Origin of the sequence: Paenibacillus glycanilyticus (assembly GCF_051200795.1) — a bacterium.
Classification (GTDB): domain Bacteria; phylum Bacillota; class Bacilli; order Paenibacillales; family Paenibacillaceae; genus Pristimantibacillus; species Pristimantibacillus glycanilyticus.
The window spans coordinates 4,971,459-4,985,839 of the sequence record NZ_CP195155.1 but is presented as its reverse complement, the minus strand read 5'-3'; the positions used below and the strand labels follow the sequence as shown (position 1 = coordinate 4,985,839).

The following is a 14,381-nucleotide window of genomic DNA, read 5'->3' as shown; positions in this document are numbered from 1 at the left end:
ACTGCCTCTTATTGTGTTATTGCTCGAACAGCTTTTTGAGATTGACGTCAAAAGGCGCTTCGATGATGCCCTTCTCCGTAATAATAGCCGTTACGTATTCGTTAGGCGTAATATCGAAGGCAGGATTGTAGACCTTCACGCCTTGCGGAGCGGTACGTTTGCCGAAGCCTTCCGTAATCTCCTCCGCATTGCGTTCTTCGATCGGAATCTCTGCCCCGGTAGGGGTATTCAAATCGATAGTCGAAAGCGGGCAGGCTACATAGAACGGAATGCCATGAGCCTTCGCCAGTACCGCAACGCTGTACGTACCGATTTTGTTCGCCACGTCGCCATTGGCGGCAACGCGGTCCGTGCCTACGATTACGGCGTTTACCCAGCCCTTGGACATGACATGACCGGCCATGTTGTCGCAAATGAGAGTAACGTCAACGCCAGCTTGCTGCAGCTCGAACGCCGTGAGGCGCGCGCCTTGCAGAACCGGACGAGTCTCGTCGGCAAATACCCGGATGTTCATGCCGCGTTCCTTGGCCAGATAGAATGGGGCAAGCGCAGTGCCGTATTTCGCCGTAGCGAGTCCGCCCGCGTTGCAATGCGTAAGCACGCCGATATCGTCCTGGAACAGAGACAACGCATGCTCGCCGATGAGGCGGTTTGTTTCTTCGTCTTCGCTTTGAATGGCAATGGCTTCGATCAGCAGCGCCTCTTTCAAAGCTTCAAGCGAATGGCCTTCGGAAGCGAGAGCTTCCGCGCGGGCTTTCATCCGGTCCAGCGCCCAGAACAGATTAACGGCCGTTGGACGGGAAGTAGCCAGATAGTCCGCAGCTTTGCGCACATCCGCAAGCCAATCCTCGGCGGAACCCGCGTTACGGCTTCCCAGCACTACGCCGTAAGCGGCGGAAATACCGATAGCAGGCGCGCCTCTGACCTTAAGATGGCGAATGGCTTCCCATACGTCTTCTTGCGTTACAAGCGGCAAATAAACGATTTCTTCCGGCAGCAGCCGTTGGTCGAGCAGATCCAGCTTATCGTCATGCCAGATGACGGATTGCAGGCCCGCATAGTTTTCTGTAGTCATCTTGTAAATCCTCTCTTGATTCCGTATTTCCGTTAATGCTTAGCTTCGGCAGTCAGAACAACATCAATGGCTTGTTCAATGGATACCGCGCGGCGGTTCAAATGAATGAGGGAGGTGCCGATTTCCAGAGCAAGGCGCTGCGCGCGCTCGCGTGCGGCCGGATCCGGAATGGTATCGATATCGGCAACATGAGCCAGGCCGACGATGCGGCGCACAACCTTGCAGCCGGCATAACCGATTGCATCTTGAAGCAGCCGGCTCATGTACAGATCCTGATAGCCCGGTGTTTCGTTAGCCATGCGGTCTACGCCATGCTCGTTCCACAAAGCGCGGAATTTCCGGTCGAACTTCGTCCACGTATCGCGGATCGTCTCGAGCAGGTAGCCGCGGAAATCGGCAAGCTCTTTCTCATCCTTGATCCAATGGCCTTGTCCCGCATAGTTCAGCAGAAGGTTGGCGATAACCGCGCCGATATCGAAGCCGATTGGGCCGTAATAAGCAAATTCAGGGTCGATTACTTTTGTTGATTCCGGCGTAGCGAAGACGCTTCCGGTATGCAGGTCGCCATGCAGCAAGGCTTGCGCGCTTGTCAGGAACTTCTCGCGGAGCAGAGCAACTTCGAGATGAAGGGCTTTATCCTCGCGGAGCGCCGCGGCGGCATCCTCAATGGCGGGTTCGATATTATTGTTGGAAGACACCGTATACGGATCGTCGAAAATCAGATCTTCCGTTATTTTGCACAAGTCCGGATTGATGAACTCTTTAACGCGCTGTTTTTTGTCCTGCTGGTTCATGCCGAGATCCGAAGTGAAGAACAGCGTATTTGCCATAAAGGTCGAAATATCTTCCGCGAATTTCGGATAACGGATGCCTTTGATAAGCCCTTGGCGCATAATCAGGTGATCGCTCAGATCCTCCATGACCGTAAGCGCAAGCTCGGCGTCATACCGGTATACAACGGGCACAAGGCCGGGAGCAAGCTTGTTCTGGAGAATCAGGGACTCGCTCTCGATCCGGGCGCGGTCGAGCGACAACGGCCAGGATTCGCCGACAACCTTCGCGTAAGGAAGGGCCTGCTTCATAATGAGGCTTTTGCCGCTTGCCGGATCGGTAATGTGGAAGACGAGATTCAAGTTTCCGTCGCCGATTTCACGGCAGTTAAGCTGAGCACCTGCAGGGAAAAAACCTTCGATGCCGCCTGCGATTTCAATCGCTTCTTGTTCGGTTAATGCATGATAAGCAGACATGGTTCGTCCACCTCCGATTTCGTATTTGAAAAGGCGTCTTAATGCCTAGTAAACTCCTCAACATAGTATAGCGGATATTATTTCGCCTTGGAATACCTCCAAATGATATAATGTTACATGATTAAGGACAAGCGGGCAATGCATGGAAGCTACATGGAGCAAGAGTAATCACATTTTTATACGAAGGAGGTCCTTTAATGTCGAATAACGAACGGGAGCCGGTTGCGCTCAAGGAATGGGCCGTGACGGTAAAAGCGCTGCGGGAAGGGCATCTTATCCTTGTTATGCGCAAAGGCGGGATTGTCGAGGAGACGCGGGATTTTCAGCTGGTGAGCAAAGGCTTCTATTTAATGCCCGCATACGAGCATCAGAAGGAGCATTTACTGAAGGATGCTTATCAAGGGCAGATCCAGGGTATCATGCAGGGCTGGTCGCCCGACATGCCGTCCATGGAGCTGAACACTTACGCGGAAGCGGTAGAGGATATCGAGATTACGGACCAGGAGACTTTGGACCGGATCCGGGATTTCCACATTTGGACGGATACGTTCGCCGAGGAGCGGCTCAAATGGAAGCGCACGAAGCCGCTGCATTTGCTTTTGCTGAGAGTATACCGTCTGGAGAAACCGGTAGAGCTGCCGATGCAGCCTGCTTATACCGGATGCAAATCTTGGGTAAAACTGGACGAGGGGATGCTTCAGCCTGCCATGACTCCCGTAATACCGGATGAACAATTCCAGCAGCAGGTTGAATTAATCAAACAAGCATTAATAGGAAGAGATATTTCGGAGGGCTCCTAATTCCAGCCGCCGGACGTTCCCGCATTGATTAATAACAAAACTTATAATAAAATAATTATTGAGAATCAATGAGAATCACTCTATAATATTCCCATTTGGAAAGCTTTTATAGGGATGAGCCTAAAAACCGATTACCAACCTTGGAGGGATAAGTATATTATGGCAACGCATTTTGTCATCGATGGCCTGAAAGCAGAGATCGAAGGAAAAGAGATTTTGAAAGGCATTAACCTTGAAATCAAAGGCGGAGAAATCCATGCGATCATGGGTCCTAACGGTACGGGTAAAAGTACTCTCGCATCCGCGCTGATGGGTCACCCGAAATACGAAGTAACGGAAGGCTCCGCTACGATTGACGGTGAAGACCTGCTGGAAATGAGCGTTGACGAGAGAGCACGCGCCGGCCTGTTCCTTGCTATGCAATATCCTAGCGAGATTCCCGGCGTTACGAACTCCGACTTCCTCCGCAGCGCAATCAACGCACGCCGCGAAGAAGGCAGCGAAATTTCGCTGATCAAGTTCATCCGTCAAATGGAAAAGAAAATGAAGGATCTTGAGATGAACCCTGAGTTCGCTCACCGTTACCTGAACGAAGGCTTCTCCGGCGGCGAGAAAAAACGTAACGAAATTTTGCAAATGGCTATGCTTGAGCCGAAAATCGTCGTTCTTGACGAGATTGACTCCGGCCTCGACATTGACGCCCTGAAAATCGTATCCAACGGCGTGAACGCTATGCGTTCCGAAGACCGCGGATTCCTGATCATTACTCACTACCAACGTTTGCTGAACTATATCACGCCTGACTTCGTACACGTTATGATGCAAGGCCGCATCGTGAAATCCGGCGGACCGGAGCTTGCGGAGCGTCTTGAAAACGAAGGCTATGATTGGGTTAAAGAAGAACTCGGCATTGTTGACGAAACAGTAGGCCAAGCTTAATCGGCGGAGAAGGGAGCATAACGGGATGAGTACACAATTAACGACTCCGACGGACCGTCAATCGGCCGAAGCGCTTGCACGCAGCAAAGGCGAACCGCAATGGCTCGTCGATCTTCGCGGTGAAGCGGCTGAGCTGGCTGGTACATTGGAATGGCCGAAGCCGGAGAAAATGCGTATCGACCGCTGGAATTTGACAGCTGTCGGCGCTTACGAGCAAGGCAAAGCGGTAGGTTCGGTTGCCGAACTGCCGGAAGTAGTCCGCGAGCTGGTCGCTGAAGGCACGGAGAATATCGTTGTTCAGCACAACTCGAGCGCGGTTCTGAAGCAATTGTCTGCAGAGCTTGCCGCTAAAGGCGTTATTTTCACAGATCTCGAGACAGCATGCAAAGAGCATGCGGATCTCGTCAAACCATATTTGTTCCAAGCGGTATCCGCGGGCGAGAACAAGCTGACCGCGATGCACGCGGCACTGTGGAACGGCGGCGTATTCGTATACGTGCCTAAAAACGTTGAAGTCGAGCTTCCGCTCCAAGCGGTGCTGTTCAACAACAAAGCAGGCGCCGCGTTTGCTCCGCACATTCTGATCGTTGCGGAAAGCAACAGCTCGGTTACTTACGTGGATTATGTCGTATCCGAACCGGGTTCGATCGATGCGGCGTTCGTCCATCACTCGGTTGTTGAAGTATTCGTGAAGCCGGGCGCGCATGTTCGTTTCGGTTCCATTCACCATATGGCCGAGAATGGCGTTGACATGACGCTCCGCCGCTCCGTAATCGAGAATGACGGGCAAATGGAGTGGGTTGTCGGTGACTTGAACGACGGCTACACGGTATCCGATACGGTATCCTTGCTGAAAGGCAATGGCTCGAACTCCGATGCGAAAGTCATCAGCATCGGCGGCAACGAGATGAAGATGAGCCTTACGACGCAAGCGACGCACTTCGGCCGCAGCTCGGAGTCCAACATGGTAACCCGCGCGGTTATGAGAGACAACGCTACGGCTATCATCAACGGCATCACGAAGATCGAGAAGGGCGCTACGAAAGCTAACGGCGTGCAAACGGAAAAAGTTCTGATGCTCAGCCCGAAAGCGCGCGGTGACGCCAATCCGATCCTTCTGATCGACGAGGACGATGTTAAAGCGGGCCACGCGGCAAGCGTAGGCCAGGTTAACCCGGAGCAGGTTTATTACCTGATGTCCCGCGGAATCAGCAAGCAAGACGCTGAACGTTTAATTATTTACGGATTCTTGGCGCCTGTCGTATCGGAAATTCCGATTGATGCGGTACGCGAGCAGCTTCAGCGTTTGCTCGAAAGGAAGCTTGAAGGATGAATATAGAAGCGGTAAGGGAGCAATTCCCGATACTGCATCAGCAGGTAAACGGGCATCCGCTCGTTTACCTCGACAGCGCGGCGTCTTCCCAGAAGCCGCGTTCCGTCATTGATGCGGTTAGTCGTTATTACGAACTGGATCACTCCAATGTGCACCGCGGAGTCCACACGCTTGGTTCCCGGGCGACGGATGCTTACGAAGGTGCACGGGAGAAGGTAGCCAAGTTTCTGAATGCGAAGTCGGCGGAAGAAATCGTGTTCACGCGCGGTACGACGACGGCGCTTAACCTAGTCGCATCGAGCTATGCCCGCACCGTGTGCAAGGAAGGCGACGAGATCGTCATTACGCCGATGGAGCATCATGCCAACCTTATTCCGTGGCAGCAGGCAGCGAAAGCGACGGGAGCGACGCTGAAGTATATTCCTCTTCAGCCGGACGGCACGGTTTCGTTGGCGGACGTGGAACAGACGGTTACGCCAAATACAAAGGTCGTTGCGATGACTCACGTATCGAACGTGCTTGGCGTTGTGAATCCTATTAAGGAAGTTACGGCTATCGCGCATAAGAACGGTGCGGTAATGGTCGTTGACGGAGCGCAAAGCACGCCGCATATGAAGGTTGACGTCCAGGATTTAGATTGCGATTTCTACGCTTTCTCTGGTCATAAAATGTGCGGGCCTACCGGTATCGGCGCGTTGTACGGCAAGAAAGAGCTCTTGTCGAACATGGAGCCGATCGAATACGGCGGCGAGATGATCGACTTTGTTGATTTGTATGAATCAACCTGGAAGGAATCCCCGTATCGCTTCGAAGGCGGTACGCCGATTATCGCGGGAGCCGTAGGACTTGGCGCCGCGATTGACTTCCTGGAGCAGATCGGACTTGACGAGATCGATAAGCATGAGAAGAAGCTGGCAACCTACGCCTACGATAAACTGTCCACGATTGAAGACGTTACGATCTACGGACCAAAAACGAACCGCGTTGGTCTTGTCACGTTCAATCTGGGCGATATCCATCCTCATGACGTATCGACCGTGCTTGATTCTTACGGCATTGCCATTCGCGCAGGCCATCATTGCGCCCAGCCGCTGATGCGCTGGCTGAATGTATCGGCTACGGCGAGAGCAAGCTTTTATCTATACAATAACGAGGAAGAGATCGACCGCTTGGTGGACGGCCTCATCCGGACAAAGGAGTTCTTCGGTCATGCAATTGGATGATTTATATCGTCGAGTCATCATGGATCATTATAAAAATCCACGCAACCGCGGAACATTGGATACTGATGCCGTCACCATCAACTTGAACAACCCGACTTGCGGCGACCGCATCTCGCTTCAGCTTCAAGTAGAGGACGGCAAAGTAATCGATGCGAAATTCAGCGGAGAAGGCTGCTCCATCAGCTTAAGCTCCGCCTCTATGATGACGGAAGCAGTTAAAGGCAAAACTTACGATGAAGCTATGGAGCTTGCCGAACGATTCTCCGGATTGATGAAAGGCGAAGACGTCGAGTTCGAGGAGAACGAAGACATCGAAGCCTTATCCGGGGTTAACAAGTTCCCTGCACGGATCAAATGCGCAACACTGGCGTGGAACGCATTGCGCAAAGGAATCGAGCAGAAGCACGTATAGAACGAATCGAATACTTGAAGGAGTGTGAATACCATGCCAGGAACAATGCCTGAAATGGAAGATTATAAGTATGGTTTCCGTGACGAGCATAAAGCGGTCTTCCAATCCGGTAAGGGATTGACGGAGGAAATCGTACGCACGATTTCCGAGATGAAAGGCGAGCCGGACTGGATGCTCGAATTCCGTCTGAAATCGCTGGAGCAATTCAACAAAATGCCAATGCCTAACTGGGGCGGCGACATGGCTGATCTTGATTTCAGCGACATTCAATACTATGTTAAGCCATCCGAGAAGCAAGGCAAGACATGGGAAGAAGTACCGCAAGAAATTAAAGAAACCTTCGATAAGCTGGGTATTCCCGAGGCGGAACAGAAGTTCCTCGCGGGCGTATCGGCTCAATACGAGTCCGAGGTCGTATACCACAGCATGCAGGAAGATCTGGAGAAGCAAGGCGTTATCTTCACCGACATGGATACCGCGCTTCGCGAATATCCAGACCTTGTTAAAGAATATTTCAGCACGATCATTCCTCGTACGGATAACAAATTCGCAGCTCTGAACAGTGCGGTATGGTCCGGCGGCAGCTTCATCTATGTTCCAAAAGGCGTGAAATGCGAAGTTCCGCTGCAAGCTTACTTCCGTATCAACTCCGAGAACATGGGCCAATTCGAACGTACGCTGATCATCGCCGACGAAGACAGCTTCGTACACTACGTAGAAGGCTGCACGGCTCCGATCTACAGCACGAACTCGCTGCATAGCGCGGTTGTAGAGATTCTCGTTAAGAAGAACGCTCGCTGCCGCTACACGACGATCCAGAACTGGGCGCCTAACATCTACAACCTCGTTACCAAACGCGCGGTTGCGGAAGAAAACGCGACGATGGAATGGGTTGACGGCAACATCGGCTCCAAGCTGACAATGAAATATCCTGCGGTAATCCTGAAAGGACGCGGCGCAAAAGGCATGGTGCTTTCCATCGCCGTTGCGGGCAAAGGCCAGCATCAGGATGCAGGCGCGAAAATGCTTCACCTGGCTCCTGACACAACTTCGACGATCGTATCGAAGTCGATCAGTAAGCATGGCGGTAAAGTAACTTATCGCGGTCTCGCATCGTTCGGACGCAATTCCGAAGGTTCGAAATCCAACATCAAATGCGATACGCTCATTCTCGATAACGAATCGACATCCGATACGATTCCTTACAACGAGATTATGAACGACAACATTACGCTTGAGCACGAAGCAACCGTATCGAAGGTATCCGAGGATCAGCTGTTCTACCTGATGAGCCGCGGATTGTCCGAGGCGGAAGCGACGCAAATGATCGTAATGGGCTTCATCGAGCCGTTCACGAAAGAGCTTCCGATGGAATACGCGGTTGAGATGAACCGTCTCATCAAGTTTGAGATGGAAGGCTCGATCGGTTAATAAATGGTTAGGATACGTGTCCGAGATTCTCGGACACGTATTTTTAGTTTGGAAGGGAGGCGGGATTAGGAGTAATCTTGCCTTGTGTGAAAATGTGCAAAATAAGAAATGCCCGTCCAATCTGGACGGGCATTTCAACGTACAGCTATTCCTTTAGAAAATAATTTCCTTGATTTCATACTCGCGGTCAACGGTAAGATCGATAAACCGTTCCCCCGTTTGAATAAGCGGGCGGAAAAATTCGGTTGGATGGGTCATGACGATGGTACCCACTTCGCCGGATTCGAGGACGGCTTTTTTGCCGATAAAGTTAGGGATCATATGCTTGATAAACGTATGGGTCGTATGAGCATCCAGCTCGTTGAAGCTCATCTTGTACAGCTCCTTCAATACGTAGAACAGATCGCGCTTTTTCTTGTAGACGCGTTCGGAGATCATCGCGCTGTAAATATCAACGACGGCAATAAGCTTGGCTACCGGATGTATCTCGTCACCACGCAGGCCATGCGGATACCCGCTGCCGTCATTGCGTTCATGATGCTGAAGAGCGCTTAGCGCCATTATTTCCGATTCGTCCTCAAACGATTGTTGAATAATATCATAGCCGTATAGCGTATGCTTCTTTACTTCCTCAAATTCCTCGTCGGTCAGCTTGGCTGGCTTGTTCAGAATGCTGGAAGGAATTCTGCTCTTGCCGATATCATGGAGATAGCCGGATTTCGAAATTTCAAGCGCTTCCAATTCCGTATAGCCAAGCCATGAGGCCAAGTAATAAGATAACATGCCCACTTGCACGGAATGCTGATACGTATAATCATCAGCCGTATTTAACAGAAGAAGCATGGAGACAACATCGCGCTCCATTTGGAAATTTTTAAGAAGAGGCTGGAAGGCGGCTGCGACTTCGTCCTGCTTGACAACCCCGCCGTCCGTTGCTTTCTGGAACAAATCCTGAAAGCCTTTGACGGCATTCTCATAATCGGGACGCACATTGGGCAGCCATTTGGGATTTACGGTAGTCTCAAGCGTACGATGAACCGGTTGCTCTGTTGTCCGCCGTTCCTCAATGTCAACATAGTCAACTTGATGCTGAAACAGCTTCGCAATATCCTTTTGCGCTAGGACGGTACCCTTGGACAAAACGTGCAGGCCGTATCCGTTAAAGGTGTCCTTAAGCAGGATATCTCCCTCTTTTAAATCTGATATATGCAGCCTCATCGTTGCACCTCTATAGTAAATTATGTACAGAATATATGAAATAATAGTAACAATGAATGAATGTTATGGCAATAAGAGGGATGCGAAAACATGACTATTGTCCTATACGTTTAGCACCACTCCGCGAATTTCCATCCATTAATTGGATAAGGGCTCGATGGGATTCCAAGGGCTGCCCTGCTGATGCCCTTTCCATTCGGAACCGTCCTCCCAAATTTCCTTTTTCCAAATCGGAACGATCTGCTTCAGTCTTTCGATGGCATACCGGCTTGCTTCATAGCAGGCATCTCTATGGGGGGAGGAGACAGCGATAACGACGCTTGTCTCCGCCAGGTCAACAACGCCGATCCGGTGGGAAATCGCCGTTAACGTGCCCGGCCAGCGTTCATTAAGCTCCGCGCCGACCTGTTCCATCGTACGTACGGCCATAGGCGCATACGCTTCGTATTCCAGACGGACCGTGCGCTGTCCATTGGTCCATTCTCGCGTCGTTCCCACAAACGCAATCGCCGCGCCATGTTCGGGTACAATGACTTTAGCTAGCACTTCATCCGAAGTCAGAGGCTGCTTCGTAATCATGTAACGGCCGTCCGCGGATGAGCATTCCGATCCGTCTGCTTCATTCTGCTCCGGCTCTCCGCCCGAGACGGGAGGGAGGACCGCAAGCTCGTCCGATGCTTGAATAACGGTATCGTCGGAAGCATAAGTCTGATTGCAAGCCACAAACGAAATACGCACAAGCTCTGCCTGCTCCGGAAAACTGCCGGCGAGCTCCTGCTTAAGGGCTTCTACCGTCATCGAGGGAGTGTCTGTCTCTATTTGAATGACCGGGCTGCCGAATCGGTCGGAAAGCCCGGCGAATAACTGGATTTTCCAAGTATACGCCATGTTATATAACCTCTCATCGCTAAAGGGTGAACTCCGTATTAGCATACCATAATCATGTGAAAAATGTTATTCTAGTAGAAGAGAAAAGGAGTGAGAGGCATGCCCCCATTGTTGGACCGTTTCGGGAGAGAACACGATTATTTGCGTATTTCGGTTACGGATAGATGCAATTTGCGTTGTTTATACTGCATGCCCGAGGAAGGCATGGAATTCGCTGATGCCAGTCATCTGCTCAGCTATGATCATATTGTGGAGGTCGTTCAGACGGCTGCGGAGCTTGGTATTACCAAGCTGCGAATTACTGGCGGCGAACCGCTTGTCCGCCCGGATCTGGATACTCTGATCCGCAGGCTGAAGGCGATCCCGGGCATTGAGGACATTGCCTTGACGACAAACGGCATGCTGCTCGGCAAATACGCCGAGGCTTTAAAGGCTGCGGGTTTGAACCGCGTCAATATAAGCCTGGATACGCTTGATCCCGCGAGGTTCAAGTTTATTGCCCGCCGCGGCGAGCTGAAACGGGTCATTGAGGGGATTGAGGCAGCCGGCAGGGCTGGCCTTGCTCCGATTAAGCTGAATTGCGTATTGCTCAAAGGAATTAACGAGGACGAAATCGCTTCGTTCCTGAAGCTGGCATACGAGCAGCCGATGCATGTCCGATTTATTGAATATATGCCGATTGGCCATGCGGACGATAATTGGCGCAACCATTATTTGCCGTTGTCGCATGTGCTGGATACGGCACAGCGCGAGGGCTACTCGATTGCAAGACGTACGAACGTAAAAGGAAACGGCCCGTCCGATGATTGGCAGATGGAAGGCGGCAAGGGCTCCTTTGGCCTTATTCATCCGGTCAGCGATCATTTCTGCAAGAGCTGCAACCGGCTTCGCCTAACGGCAGACGGTTCGATGAAGCCATGCCTGTATTGGGTGGATGAGCTGAATGTGAAAGCGGCGCTTGGTGATCCCGAAGCGATGCGCGACATTTTCTACAAGGCGATGGATCTGAAGCCTGAAAATCATGAAATGGCGGCTAAGCTGGCGAATGAGGCGTTGTCCCATACGCCAACCGACCGCCGAATGTCTCAAATTGGCGGGTAACGAACCGGAGGAGGCAGGCATGACATTCTCAAATCGATCAATTCTAATTCTGCATAGCAACGATATTCATAGCCGTCTCGAGAATGCAGCAAAAATAATGACTTATATAGAGGAACAGCGTGCCGCCTACGGCAGCGAACATATTCTCTGCCTGGATATCGGCGATCATATGGACCGCATCCGGCTGGAAACCGAGGGCAGCGACGGCATGGTGAATGTCGAGCTGCTGAATGCGGCCGGCTATGATGCGGTAACGCTTGGCAATAACGAAGGCTTAACGTATTCGAAGGATACTCTGGAGCGGGTATACCGCGAGGCGAAGTTTGCGATTCTTGGTGCCAATATGCGCGAGCTCGATACCGGCAAGCTGCCGGAATGGCTGCTGCCCGGCACGGTTATGGAGAAGAACGGCATCCGTATTGGTCTCATCGCCGCTACGGCCCGTTACACGGACTTTTACGAGCTGCTTGGCTGGGATCTGACTGATCCTCTTGAAGCCATTGGGGGAGAAGTGAGGAGGCTTAGAGAGCAGGTTGACGTGATAGCCGTGATGTCTCACCTCGGGATTAACGTCGATAAGCAGATGGCGGAAAAAATACCGGGCATCGATCTGATCATGGGCGGGCATACGCATCATTTGCTTGAGGAGCCGCTTGTTATCGGCGGCACTTCAATTTGCGCCGCCGGGAAATACGGCGAGCAGATCGGACGCGTCGAGCTCGAGCTTGACGAGAGCGCGGAGCGTCCCATTATCCGCGCAGCATGCGTGCCGATGGCCGCCTATGCGGAGCATCCCGCAGCCGCCGCGATTATCGGCGGCTACCGCGAGGCGGGCGAGCGGCGCCTCAGCCGGGTTATCGCCCGGCTGGATGCGCCGCTGCCCGCCCTCCCCGAGCGGGAATCGCCGCTCGGGAACCTGCTGGCCGCCGGCCTGCGCCGCCATGCCGATGCCGAGATCGGCATCGTGAACACGGGGCAGCTGCTAGGCGGCCTGCAGCAGGGCGACGTGACGGAGGGGCAGCTGCATGCCCTCTGTCCGTCGCCGATAAATCCGTGCCGCCTGCTGCTCAGCGGCGCGAATATCCGGGCAGCGCTGGAAGAAGCGCTGCTGCCTTCCTTCACGGGCATGCCGATCAAAGGCTACGGCTTCCGCGGCGAGGTGCTCGGGACGCTTGCGATTGACGGCATGGAGGTCGAATACGATCCGTCCCTTCCGGAGCTGCATCGAATCGTGTCGATTCATGTTAACGGCGAGCCGCTCTCCGACGAGCGGGAATACGTGGTTGGCTGCATCGATATGTTTACGTTCCATATCGGCTATTTGTCGCTGGGAAAGGCGACGGAGGTATCCTACTATCTGCCCGAATTTATCCGGGATCTTCTTGCCGAAGAACTGAAGGAAGGACATGGAATCAGCGCTTGTCACCGAGAAAGATGGAGAATATTGTCGAATTTTTAGTATAAAATGGTTGCCAAGCGTGAATTTATACCTTACATTAACAATACGGATAGTTTTGACCGAATATAAGAATGTATAAGTTTTTTCTGTTAGTATAGACACCGTTTTGTTAAGGGGAAGGATCAGGAACATGCGCTTGGTACCCATATCGCAATGCCAGCCTGGCATGAGACTTGCCAAAAAGATTTTCTCGGGCGACGGATTAGTCCTCTTGGGAGAAAACATGGAATTAACGAGTCGCCATATTTTCCGCCTGGAACAATATGGTATTCATTATGTGTTTATTAAGGATCCGAGGACGGATGATATCGTTGTTCCGGAAATTATAAGCGAAAATACGATCAGTCTCGCCTTGAAGGAGATCAAAACGAATTTCCGCGCGATGATGGAGTTGCCGAAGCAGAAAAAAGGCGCTCCATACCCGTACATCGCGCAGCCTTTCAAACAGATCATGAATATGATTATCGATGATTTATCCAATCATAAAGATGCCATGATTATGTTGATGAACATGGGGATTGTCGACGAATACCTCTATCAGCATTCACTGAATGTCTGCGTATATACGACATTGCTAGGCTCTGCCCACGGATATACAAGGGATGAATTGATGAAGCTCGGAATGGGCGCTTTGCTTCATGATATAGGGAAGACGCAGATTCCGATGGACGTGCTGAAAAAACCGGGCTCTTTGACGGATCATGAATTCCAGATGATGCGCAATCATGCCAAAATCGGATTCGAGCTACTGAAGGATGAGCCAAATATGCCGCTAATTGTCGCGCATTGCGCGTTCCAGCACCATGAACGGGTTGACGGAAGCGGTTATCCGCGCGGGATTAAAGGGGACGAAATCCATGATTTCGCCAAGTGGATCGGCCTGGTTGATTCTTATGACGCCATGACGACAAACCGCGTATACCGTGCGCCTATGCTGCCTCATCAAGCAATCGAATTGCTGTATGCCGGCACCGGCACCTTATACGAACAGCATATGGTGCAGCTCTTCAGAGACAAGGTCGCTATTTATCCAATCGGGATAACGGTCAAGATCCATACGGGCGAGACCGGAGTTGTCGTCGATTTCAACCATTCGTATCCGCACCGGCCAATTATCCGGATGCTCTATAACGAAGCGGGGGAAGAGCTGGCCGTGCCTTACGAAATCGATTTATCGAAGCAGCTCAGCACGATGATTGTCAGCGTAAACGGCGAGCAGTCGAATGTTGGTCTAGCCTCGGGAATATAATAGGAG

At 51.9% G+C, this 14,381-nt stretch carries 13 protein-coding genes; 9 read left to right on the top strand and 4 right to left on the bottom strand.

Annotated elements, in window-relative coordinates; genetic code table 11:
- Positions 1-16: 16 nt before the first annotated feature.
- Together mtnA and mtnK are read right to left on the bottom strand one after the other, a co-directional pair.
- Complete coding sequence (gene mtnA / locus ACR9FF_RS22605; protein ID WP_435165010.1) at positions 17-1,075, bottom strand: S-methyl-5-thioribose-1-phosphate isomerase; 1,059 nt, start codon at positions 1,073-1,075, stop codon at positions 17-19.
- 32 nt (positions 1,076-1,107) lie between these two features.
- Positions 1,108-2,322, bottom strand: a complete 1,215-nt coding sequence (gene mtnK, locus ACR9FF_RS22600) for an S-methyl-5-thioribose kinase (protein WP_435165007.1) — start codon at positions 2,320-2,322, stop codon at positions 1,108-1,110.
- 197 nt (positions 2,323-2,519) lie between these two features.
- On the opposite strand from mtnK, the gene ACR9FF_RS22595 reads away from it, so the two are divergent.
- From ACR9FF_RS22595 to sufB, 6 genes are all read left to right on the top strand, one after another.
- Complete coding sequence (locus ACR9FF_RS22595; protein ID WP_435165004.1) at positions 2,520-3,122, top strand: DUF1802 family protein; 603 nt, start codon at positions 2,520-2,522, stop codon at positions 3,120-3,122.
- Positions 3,123-3,281: 159 nt separating this feature from the next.
- A complete protein-coding gene (gene sufC / locus ACR9FF_RS22590; protein WP_116394322.1) occupies positions 3,282-4,061 on the top strand; it encodes a Fe-S cluster assembly ATPase SufC in 780 nt (259 codons plus the stop codon).
- Between the two features lie 25 nt (positions 4,062-4,086).
- The gene (sufD, locus tag ACR9FF_RS22585; protein ID WP_116394323.1) at positions 4,087-5,394 is read left to right on the top strand and encodes a Fe-S cluster assembly protein SufD; all 1,308 of its coding nucleotides are present in this window, start codon (positions 4,087-4,089) and stop codon (positions 5,392-5,394) included.
- Entirely contained in the window at positions 5,391-6,617 is a 1,227-nt protein-coding gene (locus tag ACR9FF_RS22580; RefSeq protein ID WP_435165001.1) for a cysteine desulfurase, read from the top strand. The genes sufD and ACR9FF_RS22580 overlap by 4 nt, the downstream gene beginning before the upstream one ends.
- Positions 6,604-7,029 (top strand): Fe-S cluster assembly sulfur transfer protein SufU, encoded by a 426-nt coding sequence (gene sufU / locus ACR9FF_RS22575; RefSeq protein WP_116394325.1) that lies wholly within the window; start codon positions 6,604-6,606, stop codon positions 7,027-7,029. The genes ACR9FF_RS22580 and sufU overlap by 14 nt, the downstream gene beginning before the upstream one ends.
- 33 nt (positions 7,030-7,062) lie before the next feature.
- On the top strand, positions 7,063-8,460 hold the full coding sequence (sufB, locus tag ACR9FF_RS22570; RefSeq protein ID WP_116394326.1) for a Fe-S cluster assembly protein SufB: 1,398 nt from the start codon (positions 7,063-7,065) through the stop codon (positions 8,458-8,460).
- A 153-nt stretch (positions 8,461-8,613) separates the two neighbouring features.
- Here sufB and ACR9FF_RS22565 read toward each other — a convergent pair whose 3' ends face one another.
- Together ACR9FF_RS22565 and ACR9FF_RS22560 are read right to left on the bottom strand one after the other, a co-directional pair.
- Positions 8,614-9,678, bottom strand: a complete 1,065-nt coding sequence (locus tag ACR9FF_RS22565) for an HD-GYP domain-containing protein (protein ID WP_435164996.1) — start codon at positions 9,676-9,678, stop codon at positions 8,614-8,616.
- A 138-nt stretch (positions 9,679-9,816) separates the two neighbouring features.
- The gene (locus ACR9FF_RS22560; RefSeq protein WP_435164993.1) at positions 9,817-10,566 is read right to left on the bottom strand and encodes a molybdenum cofactor biosynthesis protein; all 750 of its coding nucleotides are present in this window, start codon (positions 10,564-10,566) and stop codon (positions 9,817-9,819) included.
- Positions 10,567-10,665: 99 nt separating this feature from the next.
- Here ACR9FF_RS22560 and moaA point away from each other — a divergent pair, with 99 nt between their 5' ends.
- The 3 genes from moaA to ACR9FF_RS22545 all read left to right on the top strand — a co-directional run bounded on the left by moaA (position 10,666) and on the right by ACR9FF_RS22545 (position 14,375).
- Positions 10,666-11,667: a GTP 3',8-cyclase MoaA gene (gene moaA, locus ACR9FF_RS22555; RefSeq protein WP_127495540.1), complete on the top strand. Its 1,002-nt coding sequence runs from the start codon at positions 10,666-10,668 to the stop codon at positions 11,665-11,667.
- A gap of 19 nt (positions 11,668-11,686) precedes the next feature.
- Entirely contained in the window at positions 11,687-13,126 is a 1,440-nt protein-coding gene (locus ACR9FF_RS22550; RefSeq protein ID WP_435164990.1) for a bifunctional metallophosphatase/5'-nucleotidase, read from the top strand.
- 130 nt (positions 13,127-13,256) lie between these two features.
- A complete protein-coding gene (locus tag ACR9FF_RS22545) occupies positions 13,257-14,375 on the top strand; it encodes an HD-GYP domain-containing protein (protein WP_435164987.1) in 1,119 nt (372 codons plus the stop codon).
- Positions 14,376-14,381: the final 6 nt, after the last annotated feature.

Excerpts from the sequence above, each read along its gene's own strand:
- sufC (WP_116394322.1), top strand. The coding sequence starts at position 3,282 with ATGGCAACGCATTTTGTCATCGATGGCCTGAAAGCAGAGATCGAAGGA.
- ACR9FF_RS22550 (WP_435164990.1), top strand. The coding sequence starts at position 11,687 with ATGACATTCTCAAATCGATCAATTCTAATTCTGCATAGCAACGATATT.
- ACR9FF_RS22595 (WP_435165004.1), top strand. The coding sequence starts at position 2,520 with ATGTCGAATAACGAACGGGAGCCGGTTGCGCTCAAGGAATGGGCCGTG.
- sufU (WP_116394325.1), top strand. The coding sequence starts at position 6,604 with ATGCAATTGGATGATTTATATCGTCGAGTCATCATGGATCATTATAAA.
- mtnA (WP_435165010.1), bottom strand. The coding sequence starts at position 1,075 with ATGACTACAGAAAACTATGCGGGCCTGCAATCCGTCATCTGGCATGAC.
- ACR9FF_RS22560 (WP_435164993.1), bottom strand. The coding sequence starts at position 10,566 with ATGGCGTATACTTGGAAAATCCAGTTATTCGCCGGGCTTTCCGACCGA.
- mtnK (WP_435165007.1), bottom strand. The coding sequence starts at position 2,322 with ATGTCTGCTTATCATGCATTAACCGAACAAGAAGCGATTGAAATCGCA.
- sufB (WP_116394326.1), top strand. The coding sequence starts at position 7,063 with ATGCCAGGAACAATGCCTGAAATGGAAGATTATAAGTATGGTTTCCGT.
- ACR9FF_RS22580 (WP_435165001.1), top strand. The coding sequence starts at position 5,391 with ATGAATATAGAAGCGGTAAGGGAGCAATTCCCGATACTGCATCAGCAG.
- ACR9FF_RS22545 (WP_435164987.1), top strand. The coding sequence starts at position 13,257 with ATGCGCTTGGTACCCATATCGCAATGCCAGCCTGGCATGAGACTTGCC.
- moaA (WP_127495540.1), top strand. The coding sequence starts at position 10,666 with ATGCCCCCATTGTTGGACCGTTTCGGGAGAGAACACGATTATTTGCGT.
- ACR9FF_RS22565 (WP_435164996.1), bottom strand. The coding sequence starts at position 9,678 with ATGAGGCTGCATATATCAGATTTAAAAGAGGGAGATATCCTGCTTAAG.
- sufD (WP_116394323.1), top strand. The coding sequence starts at position 4,087 with ATGAGTACACAATTAACGACTCCGACGGACCGTCAATCGGCCGAAGCG.